This is a genomic window from Pseudomonas putida, assembly GCF_025905425.1.
Taxonomy (GTDB): domain Bacteria; phylum Pseudomonadota; class Gammaproteobacteria; order Pseudomonadales; family Pseudomonadaceae; genus Aquipseudomonas; species Aquipseudomonas putida_AF.
This window is the reverse complement of the sequence record NZ_CP109603.1, coordinates 5,565,987-5,589,961: the sequence shown is the minus strand read 5'-3', so window position 1 is coordinate 5,589,961 and position 23,975 is coordinate 5,565,987. Positions and strand designations below refer to the sequence as shown.

The window sequence follows — 23,975 nt, the reverse complement described above, 5'->3', positions numbered from 1 at the left end:
CCCGCCGTGGGTTATGCTTCTGCCCTGACCTGTGCAATGGAAGACCTTGTGACTGGACCAACGCCACTGGACAAACGCTGGCTCACCGAAGCGGTACGCCTGCGCGAGGAACATGCCGGCCCCCTGGAAGACCAGGAGGCCAACCGCCACGCCCGACAGGCCGGCGGCGACCTGGCGGCCCGTATCGAAACGCGCGCGCTGTTTCTGGCCGACCGCGACGGCATGACTGCGGCCCTGCGCCACTGGAAACAGGGCGCGCGCCTGGCGCTGCTGGCCCTGTTGATCATGGCCGCCTTCAGCGGCGCGGGCCTGGCATTGGCGGCGCTGGGGGACGGCCAACGCCCGGTGAACGTGTTCTGGGCGCTGGGCAGCCTGTTGGGGTTGAACCTGTTGATGCTGCTGGGTTGGGCGATAGGCTTCGGCCTCAGCGGCGAGCAGGGTGCGGGCCTTGGCCGGCTGTGGCTGTGGCTGAGCGAACGCTTTGCCCGCGATGCCAAGGCCGCGCACCTTGCGCCCGCGCTGCTGGTGCTGCTGCAGCGCCAGCGCCTGAATCGCTGGTTGCTCGGCGTGCTGGTGCACGGGCTGTGGCTGCTGGCGATGATGACCGCGTTGGCGATGCTCCTGGCGTTGCTGGCCACCCGGCGTTATGGCTTTGTCTGGGAAACCACCCTGCTCGCCGCCGAGCCGTTCATCCACATGACCCAGGCGATCGGCGCCCTGCCTTCACTGCTGGGCTTTGCCGTGCCAGACGAACACATGATCCGCGCCAGCGGCGACACACTGCCGGCCCTGGACCTGGCCCGCCAGGCCTGGGCCAGCTGGTTGCTCGGCGTGGTGCTGGTCTATGGCCTGCTGCCCCGCCTGCTATTGGCCGCGTTGTGCCTGTGGCGTTGGCGCCAGGGCCGCGCACGCCTGGCGCTGGACCTCAGCCTGCCGGGCTACGCGGCCTTGCGCGAAAGCCTTATGCCACGCAGCGAGCGCATCGGTGTGCAGGACGCCGCGCCCGACACCTTGCCCCACTTCGCAGCCGGCCAGTTGGAGAGCGGCAGCAGCGGTGCGCTGCTGGTCGGCCTGGAGCTGGACGATCAGCGCCCCTGGCCGCCTGCCCTGCCCAACAGCGTGACCGATGCCGGTGTGCTCGATAGCCGTGAATCGCGCAACCGGCTGCTCGAACAACTGAGCCGCTTCCCCCCGGCGCGTCTGGCCATCGCCTGCGACCCACGCCGCTCGCCCGACCGCGGCAGCCTGGCGCTGCTGGCCGAGCTGGCACGCAATGCGGGCGCCACCCGTATCTGGCTGCTGCAGGCGGCGCCAGGCGAGGCCCTGGATGCCGAACGCCTGGGCGACTGGCACGAAGCGTTGGACCGCCTCGGCCTGCCCCACGCCGACACCTCGCCCCTGACCTGGCTGGAGCATGGCCATGACTGAGCCACTGAAGCTGGCCGTGGTCGGCCATACCAATGTCGGCAAGACCTCGCTGCTGCGCACCTTGACCCGCGACGTGAGCTTTGGCGAGGTGTCCCATCGCCCCAGCACCACGCGCCATGTGGAAGGCGCACGCCTGTCGGTGGACGGCGAGCCGCTGCTGGAGCTGTACGACACCCCCGGCCTGGAAGATGCCATTGCCCTGCTCGACTATCTCGAACGGCTCGAACGCCCAGGCGAGCGCCTGGATGGCCCTGCCCGGTTGGCACGCTTCCTCCAGGGCAGCGAGGCACGCCAGCGCTTCGAGCAGGAAGCCAAAGTGCTGCGCCAGTTGCTGGCCAGCAATGCCGGCCTTTACGTCATCGACGCCCGCGAGCCGGTGCTGGCCAAATACCGCGACGAGCTCGAAGTGCTGGCCAGCTGTGGCAAGCCTCTGCTGCCGGTGCTCAATTTCGTCGCCAGCAGCCAGCACCGCGAGCCTGAATGGCGTGAAGCCCTTGCCCGCCTTGGCCTTCACGCTTTGGTACGGTTTGACAGCGTGGCCCCGCCTGAAGACGGCGAACGCCGCCTGTACGAAAGCCTGGCCCTGCTGCTGGAAGACGCCCGCCCTGCCCTGCAACGGCTGATCGACGACCAGCAGGCGCAACGCCAGGCTCGCCATCAAAGCGGTAAACGCCTGATCGCCGAACTGCTGCTCGATTGCGCCGCCTGCCGGCGCAGCGTCGTGGCCGAACCCGCCGCAGAAGCCAAGGCCATCGAAGCGTTGCGCCAGGATGTGCGGCAACGCGAACAGCGCTGTGTGGAGGCGTTGCTCAAGCTGTATGCCTTCCGCCGCGAAGACGCCCATGCCAGTGACCTGCCGTTGCTGGATGGTCGCTGGGGCGATGACCTGTTCAACCCCGAGACCTTGAAGCTGCTGGGCGTGCGCCTGGGCAGCGGCGTGGCGGCGGGTGCAGCAGCGGGGGCAGGGGTCGATCTGCTGGTCGGTGGCCTGACCCTTGGCGCGGCGGCCTTGGCTGGCGCAATCGCGGGCGGCGCGCTGCAGACGGCACGCAATTACGGGTCGAGGTTGATGGGCAAGCTCAAAGGTCAGCGTGAGCTGACTGTGGACGATACGGTGTTGCGGCTCTTGGCGCTGCGTCAGCAGCAGCTGATGGTGGCCCTGGATAACCGCGGGCATGCCGCGCAAGACAGCATTCGCCTGGGCGAGCTGGACGAAAAAGCCTGGCGCGAGGGCAAGTTGCCAGACGCGCTGGTCAAGGCCCGGGCGCATCCGCAGTGGTCGACGCTAAACCCGGGGGCGCGGGTGAACCAGGCGGAGCGGCAAGAGCAGTTGGAGGCGTTGGTGTTGCAGATTTGAGTTTGTGTAGGGGCTGGTAGGTGTATGCCTTTAGGGTTTCGGCGCCTGGGAGATCGAGCGCCGCCCGCGCGGCGCATCGCGACGCAAGGCCGCTCCCACATTTGTTTCGGGCCAGTGAGGCCTGTGATATTTGCGCGCGACCGCCTTGTTTGTCCGACTCGATATCAAGGTGGGCACCCAGGGGCCGCGCGCCCATGTCACAGGAGTAATTGGCCCGAAACAAATGTGGGAGCGGCCTTGCGTCGCGATGCGCCGCGCGGGCGGCGCTCGATCTCCCAGGCGCCACACCCCTCAAGGCATGCACCTCTCAACCCCAACCCCAACCCCTACCCCTTCACTGCTGCGCCACCTTCTCCGACTTGCCGTCATACCGCTTGCGCCACTCGGCCAAAATCTCATCACGGTGCTTCGAAGCCCAGGCAAAGTCGTTCTTGATCAACCGCTGCTCATAATCAGCCGGCAATTCGGTCTGCGGCTTGGCGATACCCGGCGCGGCAAGCACCGCGAAGTTCTCCTTGTACAGCTCCATCGCCGCAGGGCTGGCCGAAAAATCTGCCAGGCGCTTGGCCGCATCGGCCTTTGGCGTGCCCTTGATCACCGCCGTTGCCTCGATTTCCCAACCCAACCCCTCTTTAGGCAGCACGATGTCCAGCGGTGCCCCCTGGCGCTTGAGCTGCACGGCGGGGTACTCGAACGAGATGCCGATCGGGAACTCACCCGCCGCCGCCAGCTTGCACGGCTTGGAGCCGGAATGAACGTACTGGCCGATGTTCTGATGCAGGGCGTCCATGTAGGCCCAGCCCTGAGGCTCGCCAAAGGTCTGCAGCCAGGCGCTGACATCCAGGAAACCCGTGCCGGACGAGGCCGGGTTGGGCATGACGATCTTGCCCTTGTACTCGGGCTTGGCCAAATCCTGCCAGCTTACCGGCTTGCTCAGGCCCTGCTTCTCGGCCTCGATGGTGTTGAAGCAAATGGTCGCGGCCCAGACATCCATGCCCACCCACGCCGGTGGGTTGGCCGCGTCGCGGTAGTTCGCCGAAATCTTGCCCAGGTCCTTGGGCGCATACGCTTCAAGCATGCCGTTCTGGTCGAGAATGGCCAGGCTGGACGCTGCCAACCCCCATACCGCATCGGCCTGCGGGCGCTCTTTCTCGGCCAGCAGCTTGGCGGTGATGATGCCCGTGGAGTCGCGTACCCACTTGATCTCGATGTCCGGGTTGGCCTTTTCGAAGGCCTGCTTGTAGGTCTTGAGCTGCTCGGCTTCCAGCGCGGTGTAGACCGTCAGCTGGGTCCCGGCGGCCGAAGCCTGCAGGCTGAACACGGCAGAAACGGCAGCGGCAAGTGCAAGGTGCTTGAACATGGTGGGGTTCCTTACAGGTCAGGCAGTCGCGGCGCGTTGGCGCCAGGCTTGGGAGCGGCGCAACAGGCCGCGTGAGGCTGCGGCCAGCAGCAGTGAGGCGCTGGCGCTGGTCAGCAGAATCAGGGTGGACATGGCGGCGGCACCGCCGACGTTGCCCGCGTCGTCCATGTTCAGCACGGCAACGGCAGCGAGGATGGTGTCGGGGCTGTACAGGAAGATTGCCGCCGACACGGTGGTCATCGCCGAGACGAACAGGTAGCGGATGATGTCCAGAAGCGCCGGCAGGCAAATCGGCACGGTCACCCGCAGGAAGTGCCGGTACAAGGGCGCCTTGAGCGACAAGGCGGCGGCCTCGAACTCACCGTCGAGCTGGCGCAGGGCGGTGGTCGCGGTCATCTGCGCGGTGGTCAGGTAATGGGCGATGGTACAAATGACCAGCAAGCCCATGCTGCCGTACAGCACATGCAGCGGGTTGCCGCTGAGGTTGAAGAAGAACACGTAGCCCAGGCCCAGGACCAGGCCCGGCACCGCCATGGGGATGAAGCTGAGCAGGCGCAGCGACTGGTTGAGCAGGCGTTGACCCTGGGTCTTCTCCATCAGGTAGGCACCGCAGAAAATCATCATGCTGCCGATCAGCGCGGTGCCGATCGCCATGGTCACGCTGTTGCGGTAGGCCAGCCAGCCACCGCCGGCGGTGTCCTCGAACATGTAGTGCTTGAGCGACAGCGACAGGTTGTAGGGCCAGAACGTGACCAGCGATGAATACACGGCCATGCCGATCACCAACAGCAGCACCGCGCAGACCACCAGCACGATGGCCAGGAAGCAGGCATCACGGCGGCGCGAGGGTTTGGGCTCGAACACCTGCGCACGCCCACTCATGGCCTCGCCCTGGCGGCGGCGCAACCAGGCATCGACGGCGAAACTCAGCAGTGCCGGCAGCAGCAAGACCATGCCAATCAGTGCACCACGGCCGAATTGCTGTTGGCCAACGACAGCCTTGTAAGCCTCCAGGGCCAGCACCTGATAATCACCCCCGACCACGACCGGGACACCGAAGTCGGTGATAGTCAGGGTGAACACCAGGCAGAAGGCGGCGAACACGGCCTGGCGCGTGGCTGGCCAGGTGATGCTGGAGAACGCACGCCAAGGCCCGGCGCCCATGCTGGCGGCGGCGTCGAACAGGCGTGCATCGGCCAGCGACAAGGCCGACAGCAGAATCATCAATGCATGCGGGAAGGTGTAGATGGCCTCGCCCAGCACGATGCCCCAAAAGCCATAGATGTTGTCGCTCAGCAGCCCGCGCAGCAGGCCCTGGTTGCCGAACAGGTAGACCAGCGCAATAGCCGGCAGCATCGACGGCGCCAGCAACGGCAGCAACGAGACACCCCGCCACAGGCCCTTGGCCGGGATCAGGGTGCGTTGCAAGGCATAGGCGAACAGGTAAGCCAGTGGGATGACGATGGCCGCGACGGTGAACGCCACCGACAGGCTGTTACCGAGCAGCCAGTGGAAACTCTCGCTGGCGAACAGCTCACGGGCGGCCACCAGGCCGCCACCCTGGCCGGCCTCTGCGCTGAAGCCGCGCCAGAAAATCGCCAGCAGTGGCATCAGCACAGCCAGCACCAGCAGCATCAACAGCAACCACTTGCCGCCGACGACGAACAGCCGGTCCCCCAGGGCAACCCCCTGGCGAGACGTGGCATTGGCCGGGTTCAGCGGCAGAGACATTGGCGCGGCCATCTCAGGCGAACACCTGCAGGCTCTGCGGTGGCAGCGCCACCCAGATGTCCTGCGAGCCCAGGCGCGGCATGGCCTCGGGGGCCAGTTCGGCCAGCAATGCATGGCCTGGCAGGGCTTTGAGTTCAAAGCTCATGCGGCAGCGGTTACCGAGGAAGGTGATCTCGCGGACCATGGCCGGAAACAGATTTTCTTCGTGCACTGGCGGGTTGACCGTGATCGCCTCAGGGCGGCAGAACAGGCGGCCGCTGCTGGCCCGCGCCGACCCCGGCGACAGGCGCATGCTCATGCCGCCGACCTGGGCCTGGCTGTCACCGCTGCGCTGGAACGGCAGCCAGTTACCCTGGCCAACGAACTCAGCAACGAAAGGCGTGGCCGGCTGGTCGTAGATGGCCTGCGGCGTGGCGTACTGCTCGACCTGGCCGTTGTTCATCACGGCGATGCGGTCGGCCATCAGCATGGCCTCGTCCTGGTTGTGGGTGACCATCAAGGTGGTGATACCCAGTTGGCGTTGCAGTTGGCGCAGTTCGGTGCACAGGTGCTCGCGAACCCGCGCGTCCAGTGCCGACATCGGCTCGTCGAGCAACAGCAGCGAAGGCGCCGGCGCCAGGGCACGGGCCAGGGCCACACGCTGCTGCTGGCCGCCAGAAAGCTGCCCTGGGTACTTCTTTTCGCTACCAGACAGGCCGACCAGCTGGAGCATTTCAACCACCCGCTGCCGCGCCTGCTCACGGCCACTGCCCATCAGGCCATAGGCAATGTTGGCTTCGACGGTAAGGTTGGGGAACAGCGCGTAAGACTGGAACAGAATGCCGTAGTCGCGGGCCTGGGGTGGCAACTCGGAGATGTCGCGCTCGCCGATGTACAGCTCACCGCGGTCCTGGCGTTCGAGGCCGGCGATGCAGCGCAACAGCGTGGTCTTGCCGCAACCGGATGGGCCGAGCAGGCACACCAGCTCACCGGCGGCGATGTCCAGGGAGACATCGTTGAGCGCGGTGAAGGCGCCGAAGCGCTTGTGAATGTTGCGCACTTTCATCTGTGCGCCAGGCGTGGCGTTGTTCATGGCAAGGCCTCATCAAAGAGATGGGGCCATGCTAGGAAGGCTGTGCGACGGTTCTGTGGCGTTCAGGCAAAAGCTGGCGATAGTGGTATAGGCAGATTTTGTAGTGGCCTGTGCGGGCCTCTTCGCGGGCAAGCCCGCTCCCACAGCGACCGCACAGTGCCTGAAGGCAGCGGGATACCTGTGGGAGCGGGCTTGCCCCGCGAAGAAGCCACCACAGACCTAGAACTGTGAACCGGCCACTTCCTGCGCAACCCCTAGGAACGCCGCAGGCAAACGCGCCTGGCGCCGCTCCTTCAGGCAATACAGGTACTCATGCATCACCGGTGCATCCTCCAACGCCAGCACCCGTAATTCGGGGTTGTGCGGCACCTCATGCCGGGCAATCACACTGATGCCGATGTTGCGCAGCACGGCCTCACGGATCGATTCGCGGCTACCGATTTCCAGCAACGTCCCGGCTTTCACACCGGCCTCCTGCATCATCTGTTCGGTCAGCTTGCGCGTGGTCGAGCCCGGCTCGCGCATCAACAGGCAATGCCCGCTCACCACGTCGATGGACACCACCTGGCGATGCGCCAAGGGATGGTTGCGGTGTACCGCCACCACCAACGGGTCGGTGCCCAAAACCCGGCGCACCAGGCGAGCATCCTCCAGCAGTTGCGACGAGGCGGCGATATCGACCCGGTAATCTTCGAGCATTTCCAGCACCTGCTGCGAGTTGCCGATCTCCACCGCCACGTCTACTTGGGGCAGGCGCTCACGGAAGATCTTCACCAGATCGAGAATGTAGTAAGGCGCAGTGGCCGCGATGCGCAGGCTGCCCTGGGCCTGGCCACTGTTGCGCAGTTCGAACTCGATGTCGGCCTCCTGCTGCAGCAATGCCTTGACCATCGGCAGCAGGCGCACACCCTCCTCGCTCAACACCAGGCGCCGGCCGCCACGGTAGAACAGCTCCACCGCATACTGGCTTTCCAGGTTGCGGATCTGCGTGGTCACGGTGGGCTGGCTGAGCCCGAGCTTCTTCGCCGCCAGGGTGATGCTGCCCAGGCGGGCCACCATGTAGAAGGCTTTGAGCTCCGAACTCAGCATGCACGTCCTCTATTTGCGCAACAGGCGCAAGCCGTTGAACACCACCAGCAGGCTCACGCCCATGTCGGCGAACACCGCCATCCACATGGTCGCCATGCCGGCAAAGGTGATCGCCAGGAATATCGCCTTGATGCCCAGGGCCAGAACGATGTTCTGCCTGAGAATCGCCGCACTTTGGCGCGACAGCCTGACGAAGGCCGGGATTTTGCGCAAGTCGTCGTCCATCAACGCCACATCGGCCGTCTCGATGGCAGTGTCGGTGCCCGCCGCCGCCATGGCAAAGCCGATTTCGGCACGGGCAAGGGCCGGCGCATCGTTGATACCGTCGCCGACCATCCCCACCCGATGGCCTTGGGCATACAGGTCTTCGATGGTCTTGAGCTTGTCGGCCGGCAGCAGGTTGCCTTCGGCGCGGTCGATGCCGACCTGGGCGGCGATGGCTTCGGCGGTATGGGGATTGTCGCCGGTGAGCATGACCGTCTTGATACCGAGCTCATGCAGCTCGGCAATCGCCTGGCGGCTGCTCTGCTTGACCGTGTCGGCCACCGCGAACAACGCCAGCGGGCCACTGCGGTCGAGCAGCAACACCACGGTCTTGCCCTGACGCTCCAGCGTATCCAGCTGCGCCTCCAGCGCCGGCGAGCACAGGCCCAGTTCCTCCACCAGGCGGTGGTTACCCAGGTGGTAAAGCTCACCCTCGATCACCCCACGCACACCGCGACCGGCCAGGGCTGCGAAGTCGTCGACCTCTTTCAGTGCCAGGCTTTGTGCCTTGCCGAATTGGGCGATGGCATGTGACACCGGGTGGTCCGAGCGCTCGCCCAGGCTGGCAGCCAAAGCTTGCGCGCGGCCTTCGAACAGCGGGTCCAGCACCTTGGCGTCGGTCTGCACCGGCTTGCCGTGGGTAATGGTGCCGGTCTTGTCGAGGGCCAGGAAGTCCAGCTTGCGCCCGCCTTCCAGATAAACGCCGCCCTTGATCAAGATGCCCTTGCGCGCTGCCGCAGCCAAGCCACTGACGATGGTCACCGGGGTAGAAATGACCAAGGCGCACGGGCACGCCACCACCAGCAGCACCAACGCACGGTAAATCCAGTCGAACCAGGCGCCTGCCAGGAACAGCGGCGGGATCACCGCCACCGCCAGGGCCACGGCGAACACCACGGGGGTGTAGATGCGCGAGAAGCGGTCGACGAAGCGCTGGGTCGGCGCCCGGGCGCCCTGGGCCTCCTCGACGGCCTTGATGATGCGCGCCAAGGTCGATTGCCCGGCACCAGCAGTGACACGGAACTCCAGCGCACCCGCCTGGTTGATGGTGCCAGCGAACAGTTTGTCGCCCACGGCTTTTCCCACCGGCAGGCTTTCACCGGTGATGGGCGCCTGATCGACGCTGGATTGGCCACTGGTCACTTCGCCATCCAAGCCGATGCGCTCGCCTGGCCGTACCCGCACCAAAGCGCCGATAGCCACCTCGCGCACGTCCACCTCACGCCACTGGCCATCGGCTTGCCGCACGGTCGCCATGTCGGGGGTGAGCTGCATCAGGCCGCTGATGGCATTGCGTGCCCGGTCCAGGGAGCGTGCCTCGATCAGCTCGGCGACCGTGAACAGCACCATCACCATGGCCGCCTCCGGCCACTGGCCGATCAGCACAGCACCGGTCACGGCAATGCTCATCAACGCGTTGATGTTGAGGTTGCGGTTTTTCAGGGCGATCCAGCCCTTCTTGTAAGTGCCCAGGCCGCAACCCAGGATCGCCGCCAAGGCCAGGGCGGCCACCAGCCATTCAGGTGCAAGCCCGGTGAAATGCACGATTTCTGCGGCGATAGCCGCGACACCGGACAACGCCAGCGGCCACCAGCGGGTTTTGCTTGGCGAGGGTGCAGTCGCGGTGGCGGCGCCCCCTTCGGTGAGAGGCTCGGCCTTCATGCCCAGGCTGTCGATGGCCCGCTCGATCTCGGCAGTACCGCCCAGCGTGTGCCGCACGCCAAGCACACGGTTGATCAGGTTGAACTCCAACTGCTCGATACCCGCCAGCTTGCCCAGCTTGTCCTGGATAAGCGTTTGCTCGGTGGGGCAGTCCATGGCCTCGATGCGGAAGCGGCTAAGCTGTGCGTCGCCGCTGGCTTTTTCGCTCAACTGCACCAACGCCGGGGCGCCAGCGCTGGCGCAGCAGCTGTGGGCGTGGTGGTCGTGCTTGTGGTGGGGGCTGACAGGCTGGTTCATTGGGTCATCCTTAAAGTGAGCCTGTTGCCAAGTGAACACCCTGTAGCCACTATAGGGTCAAGCCATCTGCTGGAGATTTCGCGATGAAGATTGGAGAACTGGCAAAAGCCACCGATTGCGCCGTAGAGACCATCCGCTATTACGAGCGTGAGCAGTTGTTGCCGGAGCCAGCGCGCACCGACGGCAATTACCGGCTCTACACCCAGGCCCACGTCGAGCGGCTGACCTTCATCCGCAACTGCCGGACCCTGGACATGACCCTGGACGAAATCCGCAGCCTGTTGCGCCTGCGCGACAGCCCAGAAGGCTCGTGCGGCAGCGTCAATGCGTTGATTGATGAGCATATCGCCCATGTGCAGGCGAGGATCGATGGCTTGGTGGCGCTGCAAGAGCAACTGGTGGAGCTGCGCCAGCGGTGCAGTGCGCAAGGCGCAGAATGCGCGATCTTGCAGCAACTGGAGGTGAACGGGGCGGTATCGGTACCGGAAGGTGAGCATTCGCATGTAGGCCGAAGCCACGGGCATTGAGATTGCCGGGGGCAGTCAGTTACGGCGCAGTCTCGAGGGTTTGCGCGGCACCTGTGGGAGCGGCCTTGCGTCGCGAAAGGGCTGCAAAGCAGCCCCAGCGATTTAGGGTCACACCGCCATCGGCGCCGTCATTGGCGCGTGATGCTCATACCCTTCCAGGCTGAAATCACTCGGCTCGATCTTCTCCAGCCACTCCGGCTCATACTTGCCGGTTTCGGCAAACGCCGGCACGCGATCACTGATCACCAACTTCGGCGCTTCCAGCGGCTCGCGCTTGAGCTGCTCGTTGAGCATGTCCAAGTGGTTTTCGTACACATGGGCATCGCCGATGAAGTAGGTGAACCAGCGCGGGGTATAACCGGTCAGCCGGCCGAACAGCGACAACAAGGCCGCGCCTTCGGTGAGGTTGAACGGCGTGCCCAAGCCCAGGTCGTTGGAGCGAATGTAGAGGGTCAGGGAAATTTCCCGGGTCTCGGCATTCGGGTGGAACTGGTACAGCAGGTGGCAAGGCGGCAGGGCCATTTCATCCAGCTGGGCGCAGTTCCAGCCGTGGAACAGGATGCGGCGGCTGCCCGGGTCGTTGGCGATGGTGTCCAGGCACTGGCGCACCTGGTCGATGGCCTTGTACAGGATGACAAAGGCCTGGCCGTCTTCCTCGTCCTGGGCAATTTTGCGGAAGCCCTGTTTTTCAGCCATCTCGATGGCCGCCGGGTTGCTCAGCGGCACACGCTTGTAGCCCGGCCATTGGCGCCACTGAACACCGTAGATCTCGCCCAGGTCGTCATGCCCCTGGCGAAACGGGTTGGCCAGCCACTGGGCATTTTCGTTGGCGTTCTGGTCCCAGACCTTGCAGCCCAGCTCACGGAATTCACCGGCGTTCTTCACGCCACGCAAAAAACCGACCATCTCGCCGATGGCCGACTTGAACGCCAGCTTGCGCGTGGTGATGGCCGGGAAGCCCTTCTGCAGGTCGAAACGCAGCATGGCGCCCGGCAGGCTGATGGTGCGGATGCCGGTGCGGTTCTCCTGAAGGGTGCCGTTTTCGATGACGTCACGGACCAGGTCCAGATACTGTTTCATGGCTTACCTGTAGCAAGAACGGCAGGGGGATCACCCCTGCCGTTGGAAATCAGATGGCGGGTTTCGCCGTGGGTTTGCGATTATAAGCCCACCAGATCAATCCGAGGCCGGCCAGAATCATCGGGATGCAGAGTATCTGACCCATGGTCAGCCAGCCCCAGGCAATGTAGCCCAGCTGGGCATCCGGCACCCGGACGAATTCGACGATGAAGCGGAAGATCCCGTAGAACAGCGCGAACATGCCCGATACCGCCATGGTCGGCCGCGGCTTGCGCGAATACAGCCAGAGGATCAGGAACAGTGCCACGCCTTCCAGGGCGAACTGATACAGCTGCGAAGGATGGCGCGGCAGCTGGGCGGGGTCGCTGAATGGCGGGAACACCATCGCCCACGGCACGTCGGTCGCCTTGCCCCAGAGCTCGGCATTGATGAAGTTGCCGATACGCCCAGCGCCCAGGCCAATCGGCACCATCGGTGCGACAAAGTCCATCAGCTCGAAGAACGATTTGTTGTTGCGCTTGCCGAACCACAGCGCTGCCAACATCACACCAATGAAGCCGCCATGGAACGACATGCCCCCCTTCCACACCTCGAAGATCAGCGTCGGGTTGGCCAGGTAGGCGTGCAAGTCATAGAACAGCACGTAGCCCAGGCGACCACCGACGATCACCCCCATCGACAACCAGAACACCAGGTCGGACAGCTTCTCACGGGACCAGGTGGGGTCGAAGCGGTTCAGCCGACGCGAGGCGAGCAGCCAGGCGCCGCCGATACCGACCAGGTACATCAGGCCGTACCAGTGGATTTTCAGCGGCCCGAGGGCCACGGCCACGGGGTCTATCTGCGGGTAAGGCAGCATGGATATTCCTCTAGTTTCAAATCAGCGAGCTAAATCAAAAAGCTGAGGCCGACGCAGAACAGCAGCGCGGCGAACAGACGCTTGAGCAGGCGTGGCGACAGCTTGTGCGCCAGGCGCGCGCCGAAGCGGGCGAAAAACATGCTGGTCAGGGCAATGCCGACCAGCGCGGGCAGGTACACGTAGCCCAGGCTGTGGGCCGGCAGGTGTTCTTCGTGCCAGCCCAGCCACATAAAGCTCAGGGCACTGGCCACCGCAATCGGCAGGCCACAGGCCGAGGACGTTGCCACTGCCTGCTGCATGGGCAGGCTGCGCCAGGTCAGGAATGGCACGGTCAACGAGCCACCACCGATACCGAAGATCGCCGAGGCCCAGCCGATCACCCCGCCCGCTGCGGTCAGCGCGGGTTTGCCGGGGATGCCGCGGCTGGCCTTGGGCTTGAGGTCCAGGGCCATTTGCGCGGCGATGATCAGGGCGAACACACCGATGATCTTCTGCAGCAGCGGGCCCTGGATCAAGGACGCGGTCTTGGCGCCGATACCGGCGCCGATCAGGATGCCCAGGGTCATCCAGGCGAAGATCGGCCACTGCACCGCACCCCGGCGATGGTGTTCGAGCACCGCGTTGATCGAGGTGAAAATGATGGTTGCCAGCGAAGTGCCGACCGCCAGGTGGGTCAATACCGAAGGATCGAAGCCCTGCAAGGTGAAGCTGAACACCAGCACCGGCACGATGATGATGCCACCGCCCACGCCGAACAGCCCGGCCAGCACGCCAGCGCATGCGCCTAACAGCAGATAGAGTACGAACTCCATTCGTTGCCCCTGAGCAAATCAATCCGGCATGGTAACGGAAGCCGGCCCCGAGGCTCTAGTGAACTTCGTGACAGGATGGATCAGTACCGCTGCAGTGGGTAGAGTGGCAAAAAACACAGAGGCCCAACCGATGTGCCTGATCGTATTCGCCTGGCGGCCGGGGCATGCCCTGCCGCTGATCGTGGCGGCCAACCGCGACGAGTTCTATGCCCGGCCCACGCAGGCCCTGGCGGCCTGGGAGGATGCGCCTGGGGTGTATGCCGGGCGTGACCTGGAGGCTGGCGGCACCTGGCTGGGCGTGGGGCCGCAGGGGCGCTTCGCGGCGCTGACCAACATCCGCGACCCAGGGCAGGCCCTGGGCGCACGTTCCCGAGGGGAGTTGGTGGCGGCGTTTCTGCAGGGTGAGCTTGATGTGGAAGCTTATCTGGACCAGGTGGCCAGCCGCAGTCGCCAGTATTCGGGGTTCAACCTGCTGGTGGGCGATGGGGCGCAGTTAGGGTTTTTGCACGCCCGAGACGCCACGCCGCGCTTACTGGGGCCTGGGGTCTATGGGCTGTCCAATGCCGGGTTGAATACGCCGTGGCCGAAGCTGGTGAAGGCGCGCAGGGGGCTGGAGGGGTTGCTTGAGTCAGCAGGCCCACAGCGTTTGCTGGCGTTGCTGGCCGATGGTGATCCGGCCCCCGAGAGCGAATTGCCGGAAACGGGAGTGGGGTTGGCGACCGAGAAGCTGCTGTCGAGTGTGTTTATTGCCAGCCAGAACTATGGGACGCGGGCAAGCACGGTGCTGATTGTGGATGATAAGGGTAGAAGGCGGCTGATTGAGCGCAGTTTCGGGCCGTTTGGTGGCCATTTGGGGGAAGTTGAGCTCGAAGCCTGATACAACAGCGTTTGCTGTACCGGCCTCGGGGCAAGCCCACTCCCACAGGGTTCTGAGCTGCGCCCTTTCTGTGGGAGCGGGCTTGCCCCGCGAAGAGGCCGGTACAGGTCTCAGAGGCTCTTGTTCGCCCCTGGCCCGATCATCCGCGCCAACCCAAGGTTCTTCAGCGCCAACTGCAGCGAGCTGTGGATAACCTGCGGGTTGTCATGGCTCATGGCCTCGGTGAGCAGCTCCTTGGCCTTGCTCATGTTGATCTGGCGCAGCATCCACTTCACCTTGGGCAGGTTGGTGGCGTTCATCGACAGGCTATCGAAGCCCATGGCCATCAACAGCACCGCCGCCGCTGGGTCACCGGCCATTTCGCCGCAGATGCTCACCGGCTTGCCTTCGCCATGGGCATCGCGCACCACGGTGTTCAGTGCCTGCAGCACCGCAGGGTGCAGATAGTCATACAGGTCAGCGACTCGTGGGTTGTTGCGGTCGACCGCCAGCAGGTACTGGGTCAGGTCGTTGGAACCGACCGACAGGAAGTCCACCTGCCGCGCCAGCTCCTTGGTCTGGTACACCGCTGCCGGGATCTCGACCATCACGCCAACCGGTGGCATCGGCACATCGGTGCCTTCGTCACGTACCTCGCCCCAGGCGCGGTGGATCAGGTGCAGCGCCTCTTCCAGCTCATGAATGCCAGAAATCATCGGCAGCAGGATGCGCAGGTTGTTCAGGCCTTCACTGGCCTTGAGCATGGCGCGGGTCTGGACCAGGAAGATTTCCGGGTGGTCGAGGGTGACGCGGATGCCGCGCCAACCCAAAAACGGGTTTTCTTCCTTGATCGGGAAGTACGACAGCGCCTTGTCCCCGCCAATATCCAGGGTACGCATGGTCACCGGCAGCGGATGGAAGGCCGCCAACTGCTCGCGGTAGATCGCTAGCTGCTCTTTCTCGCTGGGGAAGCGCTGGTTGATCATGAACGGCACTTCGGTGCGGTACAGCCCTACCCCTTCGGCGCCGCGCTGCTGAGCACGGGCGACGTCGGCCAGCAGGCCGGTGTTGACCCACAGCGGCATGCGGTGGCCATCAGGGGTGATGCAAGGCAGCTCACGTAGCGCATCCAGGCCCTGCGCCAGCTGACGCTCCTCCTCGACCACTTCGCTGTACTGCTTGCGCAGCACGTCGCTGGGGTTGGTGAATACCTCGCCCTTGTAGCCGTCGACGATCAACTCGATACCATCGACCTTGGAATACGGTAGATCGACCAGGCCCATCACCGTCGGAATACCCATGGCACGGGCCAGGATGGCGACGTGGGAGTTGCCCGAGCCGAGTACCGACACCAGGCCGACCAGCTTGCCCTCAGGCACCTCGCCGAGCATCGCCGGTGTCAGTTCTTCGCTGACCAGGATGGTATTGTCGGCGTACACCAGCGATTGCGAACGGGCCTCCTGCAGGTAAGCCAGCAGCCGGCGGCCAAGGTCCTTGACGTCCGAGGCACGCTCACGCAGGTAGTCATCGTCCATCAGTTCGAAGCGGTTGACGTGTTCGCCGACCACTTGGCGCAAAGCGCCCTGGGCCCACTGGCCGGTCTTGATGACCTCGGTCACCTCGCCACCCAGGGCGGCGTCTTCGAGCATCATCAGGTACACGTCGAACAACGCGCGCTCTTCGGGACGCAGCTGGGTGGCCAGCTTGGCCGACAGCTTGCGCATGTCGTCGCGCACGCCTTCAAGGGCGTTTTGGAACAGGTTGAGTTCAGCGTCGATGTCTTCGACGGCCTTGTCCGGCACCACTTCGAGGTCTGCCGGTGGCAGCATCACCACCGCACGCCCCACGGCGGCGCCTGGCGAGCCCGGCACACCGACAAAGCGTGCCTCCTGGATACCCTTGCCCTGGCGACCAAGGCCACGGATGGAGCCAGTGGCCTCGGCGTGGGCGATAACCCCGGCGAGCTGGGCACTCATGGTGACCAGGAAGGCTTCTTCACCTTCGTCGAACTGGCGGCGCTCCTTCTGCTGGATGACCAGTACCCCGACCACCCGACGGTGGTGAATGATCGGCGCACCCAGGAAGGAGGCAAATTTTTCTTCACCGGTTTCGGCAAAGTAGCGATAACGCGGGTGATCGGCGGCGTTTTCCAGGTTCAGCGGCTCTTCCCGGGTACCGACCAGGCCGACCAGGCCCTCGTTGGGGGCCATGCTGACCTTGCCGATCGAACGCTTGTTCAGGCCTTCGGAAGCCATCAGCACAAAGCGGTTGGTTTCCGGGTCGAGCAGGTAGACCGAGCAGACCTGGCTACCCATGGCCTCCTTGACGCGCAAGACAATGATCCCCAACGCCGTCTTGAGATCTTTGGCGGAGTTCACTTCCTGGACGATCTTGCGCAGCGTATTGAGCATGGCTCGGGGTCGAACTCCGTCGTCAGTCGCGCGTCAGTAGACGCGGTGCTAGCTCTTTCAGGGCGCGTCGGTAGACCTCGCGCTTGAATGTCACAACCTGGCCCAGCGGGTACCAATAGCTGACCCAGCGCCAGCCGTCGAATTCCGGCTTGCCCGTCAGGTCCATCCGCACCCTTTGTTCATTGCTTACCAGACGCAGCAAAAACCACTTCTGTTTCTGGCCGATGCACAGCGGCTGGCTGTGCGTACGCACCAGACGCTGGGGTAAACGATAACGCAACCAGCCGCGGGTGCAGGCAAGAATTTCCACATCATCGCGTTCAAGGCCAACTTCTTCGTTCAGCTCGCGGTACAGGGCATCTTCCGGCGTCTCGTCAGGGTTGATGCCACCCTGGGGAAATTGCCAGGCATCCTGGTTGATCCGTCGAGCCCATAGCACCTGCCCGGCATCATTCGTAAGAATGATCCCGACATTGGGGCGAAAACCATCCGGGTCGATCACGGCAGCAACCTCGCAAACGCATGTCACCGCATTGTTCCACAAAGCCTGCGAGCGCAGCAACGCGCCCGCCAAGCTTATGTGCAGCGAGGTGAAAACTCCGTATTCTGCGGGCCTACCTTGTGGCTGATGCGAGTGAACGCGATGCGCCTGGCTTTATTCGACCTGGACAATACCCTCCTCGGTGGCGACAGCGACCATGCCTGGGGTGACTATCTGTGCGAGCGCGGCATTCTCGACCCGGTCGCCTACAAACAACGCAACGATGCCTTCTACCAGGATTACCTGAACGGCACCCTGGACCTGCAGGCCTACCTGGCCTTTTCCATGGAGGTTCTGGCGGCAACGCCTGCGGCCCAGCTCGACGAATGGCACCGCGATTTCATGCGTGACTGCATCGAGCCGATCATCCTGCCCAAGGCCCTGGCGTTGCTGCAGCAGCACCGCGAGGCGGGCGACAAACTGGTGATCATCACCGCCACCAACCGGTTCGTAACCGCGCCAATCGCCCGCCGCCTGGGCGTGCGGGTGTTGCTGGCTACCGAATGCGAAACCGACGATGGCCGCTATACCGGGCGTAGTACCGATATACCGTGTTTCCGTGAAGGGAAGGTGACGAGGTTGCAGCGCTGGATGCTGGAAAACGGCCATGACCTTGAGGACAGCTATTTCTACAGCGATTCGATGAATGACCTGCCCTTGCTGCAGCAGGTGACGCATGCGGTGGCGGTGGACCCGGACCCCAACCTGCGGGCGGAAGCCGAGCAGCGTGGGTGGCCGGTGATTTCGCTGAGGGATTGAGTATTCCTATTCCGGCCTCTTCGCGGGGCAAGCCCGTTCTCACAGAATCATCACATCCCTCAGGCTTGTGGTGGTCCTGTGGGAGCGGGCTTGCCCCGCGAAGAGGCCGGCATGGACAGCACAAGGCCGTCAGACTGGCTTGGCACCCATCAGGCCGGCAATGGACAGGAAGCAAACCCCGCTGAACACCGCCAAGGCCAAAGTAAACCGCAATCCCACCACCTCAGCCTTGCGCAGCCGATTCAACCGCACCAGCAGCCACCACACGGCAAACGCACCCAGCGTATAGATGACGCTGGACGCCAGCACCCAGGTCTGCCCCAGCGGCCAGCCGACCAGGTGCACCAGCCACCAGCCGGTGACCGGCATGCTCACCAGGCACACGCCCATGACCAGCCAGACGAACACCAGCGGCCGGCGCAGCAGTTTGCCGTAGGCCTCGGCATCGCCCAGCCGGCGGGCGCGAACTGTCCAGATCACCAAGCCCAGCGCCCCCAGAAGCAGCAGCGCAGTGGCGGTGATGTGCAAGGCTTTGAGCGTCGTCAGGTGTTCCATGTCTTCATATCCTTGCGTGATGAGCCAAGCTTAGTCGCTCAACCCAAAAACAGCCGGTAAGCCGGGTTGTCGGTCTCGTCCCAATACGGATAGCCGATCTTGGCCAGTGCCGCCGGCACCAGGTGGCGTTCGTCTTCCGGTACCTGCAAGCCCGCTACCACGCGTCCGTCGGCAGCGCCATGGTTGCGATAGTGGAACATCGAGATATTCCAGCGCCCGCCCAGTTTGTTGAGGAAGTTGAACAATGCACCCGGCCGCTCGGGGAACTCGAAGCGCAGCACGATCTCATCACTGGCCCCGGCAGAGTGGCCACCCACCATGTGGCGGATGTGCAGCTTGGCCAGTTCGTTATCGGTCAGGTCGGTGACCGGGAAGCCCTGCTCGCTCAACTGCTGTACCAGTGCCGCGCGCGGGTCGTTATCTGGGTGGGTCTGCACGCCCACGAAGATATGCGCCTCGTCTGAGGTGTGCTTGCGGTAGTTGAATTCGGTGATCTGGCGTTTGCCGATGGCTTCGCAGAAGGCCTTGAAGCTGCCTGGGCGCTCGGGGATGGTGACAGCGATGATCGCTTCGCGCTTCTCGCCCAGTTCGGCGCGCTCGGCCACGTGGCGCAGGCGGTCGAAGTTGACATTGGCACCCGAATCGATGGCAACCAGGGTTTGCCCGGTGACGCCATACAACTCGACGTACTTCTTGATGCCGGCAACACCCAGCGCACCAGCAGGCTCGGTGATCGAGCGGGTATCGTCGTAGATATCCTTGATAGCTGCACAGATCTCGTCAGTGCTGACAGTGATCACCTCGTCCACGTGCAGGCGGCAGATATCGAAGGTGTGCTGGCCGATCTGCGCCACCGCCACGCCGTCGGCAAACAAACCGACCTGCGGCAGCACCACGCGCTCGCCTGCGGCCATGGCAGCCTGCAAGCAGTTGGAGTCGTCCGGCTCGACGCCGATCACCTTGATTTCCGGGCGCAGGTATTTCACGTAGGCGGCGATACCGGCGATCAGGCCACCGCCGCCGACCGGCACGAAGATCGCGTCCAGCTGGCCAGGGCGCTGACGCAGAATTTCCATGGCCACCGTGCCTTGCCCGGCGATGGTGTGCGGGTCGTCGTAGGGGTGGACGTAGACGTAACCCTTCTCATCGACCAGTTTGAGCGAATAGGCCAGCGCCTCGGGGAAGGAGTCGCCATGCAACACTACCTTGCCGCCCCGCGAACGCACGCCTTCGATTTTGATCTCCGGGGTGGTCTTGGGCATCACGATGGTCGCCTTGATCCCCAGCTCACGCGCCGCCAGGGCCAAGCCCTGGGCGTGGTTGCCGGCCGAGGCGGTGACCACGCCACGGGCCAGCTCTTCAGGGCTCAGCTGTGCCAGCTTGTTGTAGGCCCCGCGAATCTTGAACGAGAACACCGGCTGCAGGTCTTCGCGCTTGAGCAGGACGTGGTTGCCCAGGCGCTTGCTCAGTTGCCCGGCGCTCTGCAACGGCGTTTCGACGGCGACGTCGTAGACGCGCGAGGTGAGGATCTTCTTGACGTACTGTTCGAGCATCGGGAAAGCATCACTGGCCGCGGGACAAGGGCTGCGAGTCTACCCCAGCGCTACGTCGGGCGACCACAGCAAAGCCGCGCAAGCCGTTATACTAAGCCCCTTTGAAAACCTCCCCGCCCCTCTCGGAGCCCGCATGACCCAGGACCAACTCAAACAGGCCGTCGCCCAGGCCGCTGTCGACTTCATTCTGCCCAAGCTGGATGAAAAGAGCGTTGTCGGCGTCGGTACCGGTTCGACCGCCAACTTCTTCATCGACGCCCTGGCTCAACACAAGACCGTCTTTGATGGCGCGGTCGCCAGCTCCGAGGCCACCGCCCAGCGTCTGAAGGGTCACGGCATCCCGGTTTACGAGCTGAACAGCGTGAGCGAGCTGGAGTTCTATGTGGACGGTGCCGACGAGAGCGACGCGCACCTGAACCTGATCAAGGGCGGTGGCGCGGCCCTGACCCGCGAAAAAATCGTCGCGGCCGTGGCCAAGACCTTCATCTGCATCGCCGATGCCAGCAAGCTGGTACCGGTGCTGGGCGCCTTCCCGCTGCCGGTCGAGGTGATCCCAATGGCCCGCAGCCACGTGGCGCGCCAGCTGGTCAAGCTGGGGGGTGACCCGGTGTACCGCGAAGGCGTGCTGACCGACAACGGCAACGTGATCCTGGATGTGTATAACCTGCAGATCACCAACCCGGTCGAGCTGGAAGCGCAGATCAATGCGATCGTCGGCGTAGTGACCAACGGCCTGTTCGCGGCACGCCCGGCAGACCTGCTGCTGCTCGGTACCTCGGAAGGTGTGAAAACCCTCAAGGCCGAGTGATGCTATTCGCGGGGCAAGCCCGCGCCCACAGATGCCCACCTGTTTCAAATTCAGTGGGCGCCTTGTGGGTGCGGGCTTGCCCCGCGAAGAGGCCCTCACACCCAGTCAATCTACCGGCTGCTTGAACACATAAAACAGGTTCGGCTCACTGACCAGGTAAATGGTCCCCGCCTCATCCATCGCAATCCCTTCCGCCTGCGGCACCGTCTGCTTGAGCCCCTGATACCCCTTGCGCAGCGACAGCGTGCTCAACGGCCTGCCCTTCACATCCAGCTCCAGCACCAGCCGCGACTCGTCCGAAAGCGCCAGCAGATGCCCGCTGCGCTCATCGAACTGCAAGCTCGACAGATCCCGTACGAACAAGCGCGAGTCACGCTTGCGGTCCTGCACCACATTCACGGCGTAAGGCTGCTCGGGGTTGTCATGGGGAAAACCATGCACCTCGTAGATCAGCATCGGGTCACGCTCCTTGGCCACGAACAGGCGCTTGCCGGCCGAATCGTAAGCCAACCCCTCGAAGCCCTTGTTGCCGTTCAGGCCGATGCTCAGGGTCAACTGCTCGGCATCGCCGGCATCGAGGAACATCGTGTCGTCGTCAAGGCGCACGCGTATCAACCGCTGCTGACGCTCGTCGGTGATCACGTAGCTGTTGGGCCCGACGTACTCCACCGCCTCTGGGTCGCCAAAACCGGTCAGCGGAATTCGGCGCAGGATGCGGCCTTCCAGCGACAGCTCGATCAGCTCCGAACGTGCATTGGTAACGGTGAACAGGGTCTTGCGGTCGGGGTCGTAGGTCAGCGCCGAAATGTCATCATCCAGCCCCTCGACCGGCTGCGCCTCGACCACCACCCGATAACGGTCCAGGCCAATACCCTGTTCGGCTGGCTGCCACCAGGTCTTGAGGTTGAACCAGCCGCGCTCGAACAGGCGAAACTCTTGCCCGGCCAAACCAAGCAAGAGCAGGCCAATGAAGAGCGGAATCAGTGACAGGCGAAGGTAACGACGCATTTGAGGCAGACTCGACGTAAGGGTGACGAATCTAACCATGAACAACTGAATCAAAGCTTAATGCCAGCATCCGAAAAATCGGATGTTGGTGTCAGTTCTTCTTGAAACGATAGAACAGGGCCGGCTCGCTGACCATGTAGAGATTGCCCTGGTCGTCCATGGCCACCCCCTCGGCACGCGGGATGGTGTGCTCAAGGCCGTTGAAACCGCCCAGCAAGGTCATGAAGCTGACCTGCTGGCCCTGCTCATCGAGCTCCAGCAGCATGTTGGAGTCCGCCGACAGCACCAGCAGGTGCCCAGTGCGCGGGTCTACGCCAAGGGCCGACAGGTTGCGCAGGTCGAGTTCATCGTTGGGTAGCAGCTGCTTGTCGCCCTTGAGTGGGCTACGGCCATCGGTGCCCCAGGTGTAAAGCGTGGGCGGGCGCTCTTCGCCGATCACCAGGCGCTGACGCAGAGGGTCCCAGGCCACGGCCTCAAAGCCCTTGTTACTCTTCGCCGACTTGCCCAGGTCGTAGCTCGGGAAGTCGTCGTGCTTGAGCGAGGTGGTGTGCGCATCCACCTTGACCACCGTCAGGTCGTGCAGCCGTTCGTCAACGATCGCCAGGTGCCCGTCTTCCATCACCGCCACCCCTTCGGGGTTGTTCCAGCCCTCTAGCGGGATCTGGCGCAGCACATTGCCGTCCAGGCTGAGCTCGACCAGGAACGGGTTTTTGCCCATTACGGCGAAGAGGGTGCGGGTTTTCGGGTTGAAGGCCACGTCGGAGGCTTCGTCATCGTCCATGCCCGGCAGGGGTTTGGCGTCGATATCGACCTGATAGGCCGGCAACCAGACGCTTTCGCTCTGCTCGGCCGTGCTTTCGAAGCTTTCCTTGACCCACAGTGCCCCGCGGTCATCCCAGTGCATGGCCACAGATACGCCATAGCCGATCACCGCTGCAACCGCCAGGCCGAAAGGCCAGCGCAGGTAAAAGCGACGCTTGGGGATTGCCGGGGCGCTGGAGCGAGATGGCATACGTGGATCCTGGGAAAATGGGCGTAGGTCCGCGCATTATCCAGATAGCGTGTGAAAAATCGGTAAACAGTGGCGGCCTCTTCGCGGGCAAGCCCGCTCCCACAGACATTTCACAATGTTCAGGCCGTGCGCAGCACCTCTGGGAGCTGGCTTGCCAGCTACTACAGACATTTCACAATGTTCAGGCCGCGCGCGGCACCTGTGGGAGCGGGCTTGCCCGCGAAGAAGGCAACGCGGTTCCGGTTCAGAGCACCCGGCTTTCGAAGCGGCTCACACCCGGCAGCTCCAGCACCAGTTCATCACCAACATTGAACGGCCCTACGCCCGCCGGCGTACCGGTCAGAATCACATCCCCCGCCTGCAACGAGAAATGCGCGGCCATGTACTGGATCATCGGCACGATCGGGTTGAGCATCAACGCGCTGTTGCCGTCCTGCACCACTTCGCCATTGAGGGTCAGGCGTATCGGGATGTCGGTCACGTCCTCGAAGCTGGCCGCCGAAACGAACGGCGGCAGCACACAGGCACCGTCAAAACACTTGCTCAGTTCCCACGGCAGGCCCTTTTCCTTGAGCCTGGCCTGCACGTCGCGCAGGGTCAGGTCCAGCGCCGGGGCGTAACCGGAGATGGCGTCGAGCACCTCTTCTTCGGTTGGCTTGGTGGACAACGGCTTGCCCAGCAGCACGGCGATCTCGGCCTCGTAATGCACAACGCCACGGTCGGTCGGGATCTTGAACCCACCTTCCAGCGGCACCACGCAGCTACCTGGCTTGATGAACAGCAACGGCTCGCTGGGGATCGGGTTGTCCAGTTCCTTGGCATGCTCGGCATAGTTACGGCCGATGCACACCACCTTGCCCAGCGGGAAATGGATGCGCGTGCCGTCTACGTACTGGTGCTGGTAACTCATGGCCGACTCCTCTGGATACTGCTT

General features: G+C 63.9%; 21 protein-coding genes. 6 read left to right on the top strand and 15 right to left on the bottom strand.

What is annotated here, in order from left to right:
* Nucleotides 1-36: 36 nt before the first annotated feature.
* Complete coding sequence (locus OGV19_RS25235; protein ID WP_264311149.1) at nucleotides 37-1,428, top strand: DUF2868 domain-containing protein; 1,392 nt, start codon at nucleotides 37-39, stop codon at nucleotides 1,426-1,428.
* On the top strand, nucleotides 1,421-2,785 hold the full coding sequence (locus tag OGV19_RS25230; RefSeq protein ID WP_264311148.1) for a GTPase/DUF3482 domain-containing protein: 1,365 nt from the start codon (nucleotides 1,421-1,423) through the stop codon (nucleotides 2,783-2,785). The genes OGV19_RS25235 and OGV19_RS25230 overlap by 8 nt, the downstream gene beginning before the upstream one ends.
* A gap of 334 nt (nucleotides 2,786-3,119) precedes the next feature.
* Here OGV19_RS25230 and OGV19_RS25225 read toward each other — a convergent pair whose 3' ends face one another.
* From OGV19_RS25225 to OGV19_RS25205, 5 genes are all read right to left on the bottom strand, one after another.
* Nucleotides 3,120-4,145: a putative 2-aminoethylphosphonate ABC transporter substrate-binding protein gene (locus OGV19_RS25225; RefSeq protein WP_264311147.1), complete on the bottom strand. Its 1,026-nt coding sequence runs from the start codon at nucleotides 4,143-4,145 to the stop codon at nucleotides 3,120-3,122.
* Between the two features lie 18 nt (nucleotides 4,146-4,163).
* The gene (locus tag OGV19_RS25220) at nucleotides 4,164-5,888 is read right to left on the bottom strand and encodes a putative 2-aminoethylphosphonate ABC transporter permease subunit (protein ID WP_264311146.1); all 1,725 of its coding nucleotides are present in this window, start codon (nucleotides 5,886-5,888) and stop codon (nucleotides 4,164-4,166) included.
* A 1-nt stretch (nucleotide 5,889) separates the two neighbouring features.
* Nucleotides 5,890-6,948 carry a putative 2-aminoethylphosphonate ABC transporter ATP-binding protein gene (locus OGV19_RS25215; protein WP_264311145.1) on the bottom strand — a complete coding sequence of 353 codons (1,059 nt, stop codon included), beginning with the start codon at nucleotides 6,946-6,948 and terminating at the stop codon, nucleotides 5,890-5,892.
* A 219-nt stretch (nucleotides 6,949-7,167) separates the two neighbouring features.
* Nucleotides 7,168-8,037, bottom strand: a complete 870-nt coding sequence (locus OGV19_RS25210; protein WP_264311144.1) for a LysR family transcriptional regulator — start codon at nucleotides 8,035-8,037, stop codon at nucleotides 7,168-7,170.
* A 9-nt stretch (nucleotides 8,038-8,046) separates the two neighbouring features.
* Complete coding sequence (locus tag OGV19_RS25205; protein WP_264311143.1) at nucleotides 8,047-10,260, bottom strand: heavy metal translocating P-type ATPase; 2,214 nt, start codon at nucleotides 10,258-10,260, stop codon at nucleotides 8,047-8,049.
* 83 nt (nucleotides 10,261-10,343) lie between these two features.
* On the opposite strand from OGV19_RS25205, the gene cadR reads away from it, so the two are divergent.
* Nucleotides 10,344-10,787: a cadmium resistance transcriptional regulator CadR gene (cadR, locus tag OGV19_RS25200; RefSeq protein ID WP_264311142.1), complete on the top strand. Its 444-nt coding sequence runs from the start codon at nucleotides 10,344-10,346 to the stop codon at nucleotides 10,785-10,787.
* Nucleotides 10,788-10,895: 108 nt separating this feature from the next.
* Here the strand turns inward: cadR and OGV19_RS25195 are convergent, their stop codons facing one another.
* From OGV19_RS25195 to OGV19_RS25185, 3 genes are read right to left on the bottom strand one after another with little or no spacing between them, the layout of a single operon-like run.
* Nucleotides 10,896-11,867 (bottom strand): thymidylate synthase, encoded by a 972-nt coding sequence (locus tag OGV19_RS25195; protein ID WP_264311141.1) that lies wholly within the window; start codon nucleotides 11,865-11,867, stop codon nucleotides 10,896-10,898.
* A 49-nt stretch (nucleotides 11,868-11,916) separates the two neighbouring features.
* Nucleotides 11,917-12,726 carry a prolipoprotein diacylglyceryl transferase gene (gene lgt / locus OGV19_RS25190; RefSeq protein ID WP_264311140.1) on the bottom strand — a complete coding sequence of 270 codons (810 nt, stop codon included), beginning with the start codon at nucleotides 12,724-12,726 and terminating at the stop codon, nucleotides 11,917-11,919.
* Nucleotides 12,727-12,755: 29 nt separating this feature from the next.
* Nucleotides 12,756-13,538, bottom strand: coding sequence for a sulfite exporter TauE/SafE family protein (locus OGV19_RS25185; protein WP_264311139.1), 783 nt, complete (start codon nucleotides 13,536-13,538; stop codon nucleotides 12,756-12,758).
* A 130-nt stretch (nucleotides 13,539-13,668) separates the two neighbouring features.
* Here OGV19_RS25185 and OGV19_RS25180 point away from each other — a divergent pair, with 130 nt between their 5' ends.
* Nucleotides 13,669-14,415: an NRDE family protein gene (locus OGV19_RS25180; protein WP_264311138.1), complete on the top strand. Its 747-nt coding sequence runs from the start codon at nucleotides 13,669-13,671 to the stop codon at nucleotides 14,413-14,415.
* Between the two features lie 110 nt (nucleotides 14,416-14,525).
* Here OGV19_RS25180 and ptsP read toward each other — a convergent pair whose 3' ends face one another.
* The gene (ptsP, locus tag OGV19_RS25175) at nucleotides 14,526-16,805 is read right to left on the bottom strand and encodes a phosphoenolpyruvate--protein phosphotransferase (protein ID WP_264311137.1); all 2,280 of its coding nucleotides are present in this window, start codon (nucleotides 16,803-16,805) and stop codon (nucleotides 14,526-14,528) included.
* A 22-nt stretch (nucleotides 16,806-16,827) separates the two neighbouring features.
* Nucleotides 16,828-17,307 (bottom strand): RNA pyrophosphohydrolase, encoded by a 480-nt coding sequence (locus OGV19_RS25170; RefSeq protein WP_003249017.1) that lies wholly within the window; start codon nucleotides 17,305-17,307, stop codon nucleotides 16,828-16,830.
* A 141-nt stretch (nucleotides 17,308-17,448) separates the two neighbouring features.
* Between OGV19_RS25170 and OGV19_RS25165 the strand changes: the two genes are divergently transcribed.
* Nucleotides 17,449-18,105 carry a histidinol-phosphatase gene (locus OGV19_RS25165; RefSeq protein WP_264311136.1) on the top strand — a complete coding sequence of 219 codons (657 nt, stop codon included), beginning with the start codon at nucleotides 17,449-17,451 and terminating at the stop codon, nucleotides 18,103-18,105.
* Between the two features lie 129 nt (nucleotides 18,106-18,234).
* Here the strand turns inward: OGV19_RS25165 and OGV19_RS25160 are convergent, their stop codons facing one another.
* Together OGV19_RS25160 and ilvA are read right to left on the bottom strand one after the other, a co-directional pair.
* Nucleotides 18,235-18,660 carry a DUF2269 family protein gene (locus OGV19_RS25160; protein ID WP_264311135.1) on the bottom strand — a complete coding sequence of 142 codons (426 nt, stop codon included), beginning with the start codon at nucleotides 18,658-18,660 and terminating at the stop codon, nucleotides 18,235-18,237.
* A gap of 38 nt (nucleotides 18,661-18,698) precedes the next feature.
* On the bottom strand, nucleotides 18,699-20,213 hold the full coding sequence (gene ilvA / locus OGV19_RS25155; RefSeq protein WP_264311134.1) for a threonine ammonia-lyase, biosynthetic: 1,515 nt from the start codon (nucleotides 20,211-20,213) through the stop codon (nucleotides 18,699-18,701).
* A gap of 133 nt (nucleotides 20,214-20,346) precedes the next feature.
* Between ilvA and rpiA the strand changes: the two genes are divergently transcribed.
* Entirely contained in the window at nucleotides 20,347-21,021 is a 675-nt protein-coding gene (rpiA, locus tag OGV19_RS25150; protein ID WP_264311133.1) for a ribose-5-phosphate isomerase RpiA, read from the top strand.
* A 105-nt stretch (nucleotides 21,022-21,126) separates the two neighbouring features.
* Here the strand turns inward: rpiA and OGV19_RS25145 are convergent, their stop codons facing one another.
* From OGV19_RS25145 to OGV19_RS25135, 3 genes are all read right to left on the bottom strand, one after another.
* On the bottom strand, nucleotides 21,127-22,029 hold the full coding sequence (locus OGV19_RS25145) for an SdiA-regulated domain-containing protein (RefSeq protein ID WP_264311132.1): 903 nt from the start codon (nucleotides 22,027-22,029) through the stop codon (nucleotides 21,127-21,129).
* A 91-nt stretch (nucleotides 22,030-22,120) separates the two neighbouring features.
* Nucleotides 22,121-23,041, bottom strand: coding sequence for an SdiA-regulated domain-containing protein (locus OGV19_RS25140; RefSeq protein ID WP_264311131.1), 921 nt, complete (start codon nucleotides 23,039-23,041; stop codon nucleotides 22,121-22,123).
* Nucleotides 23,042-23,285: 244 nt separating this feature from the next.
* Complete coding sequence (locus OGV19_RS25135) at nucleotides 23,286-23,951, bottom strand: fumarylacetoacetate hydrolase family protein (protein WP_264311130.1); 666 nt, start codon at nucleotides 23,949-23,951, stop codon at nucleotides 23,286-23,288.
* Between the last annotated feature and the right edge of the window lie 24 nt (nucleotides 23,952-23,975).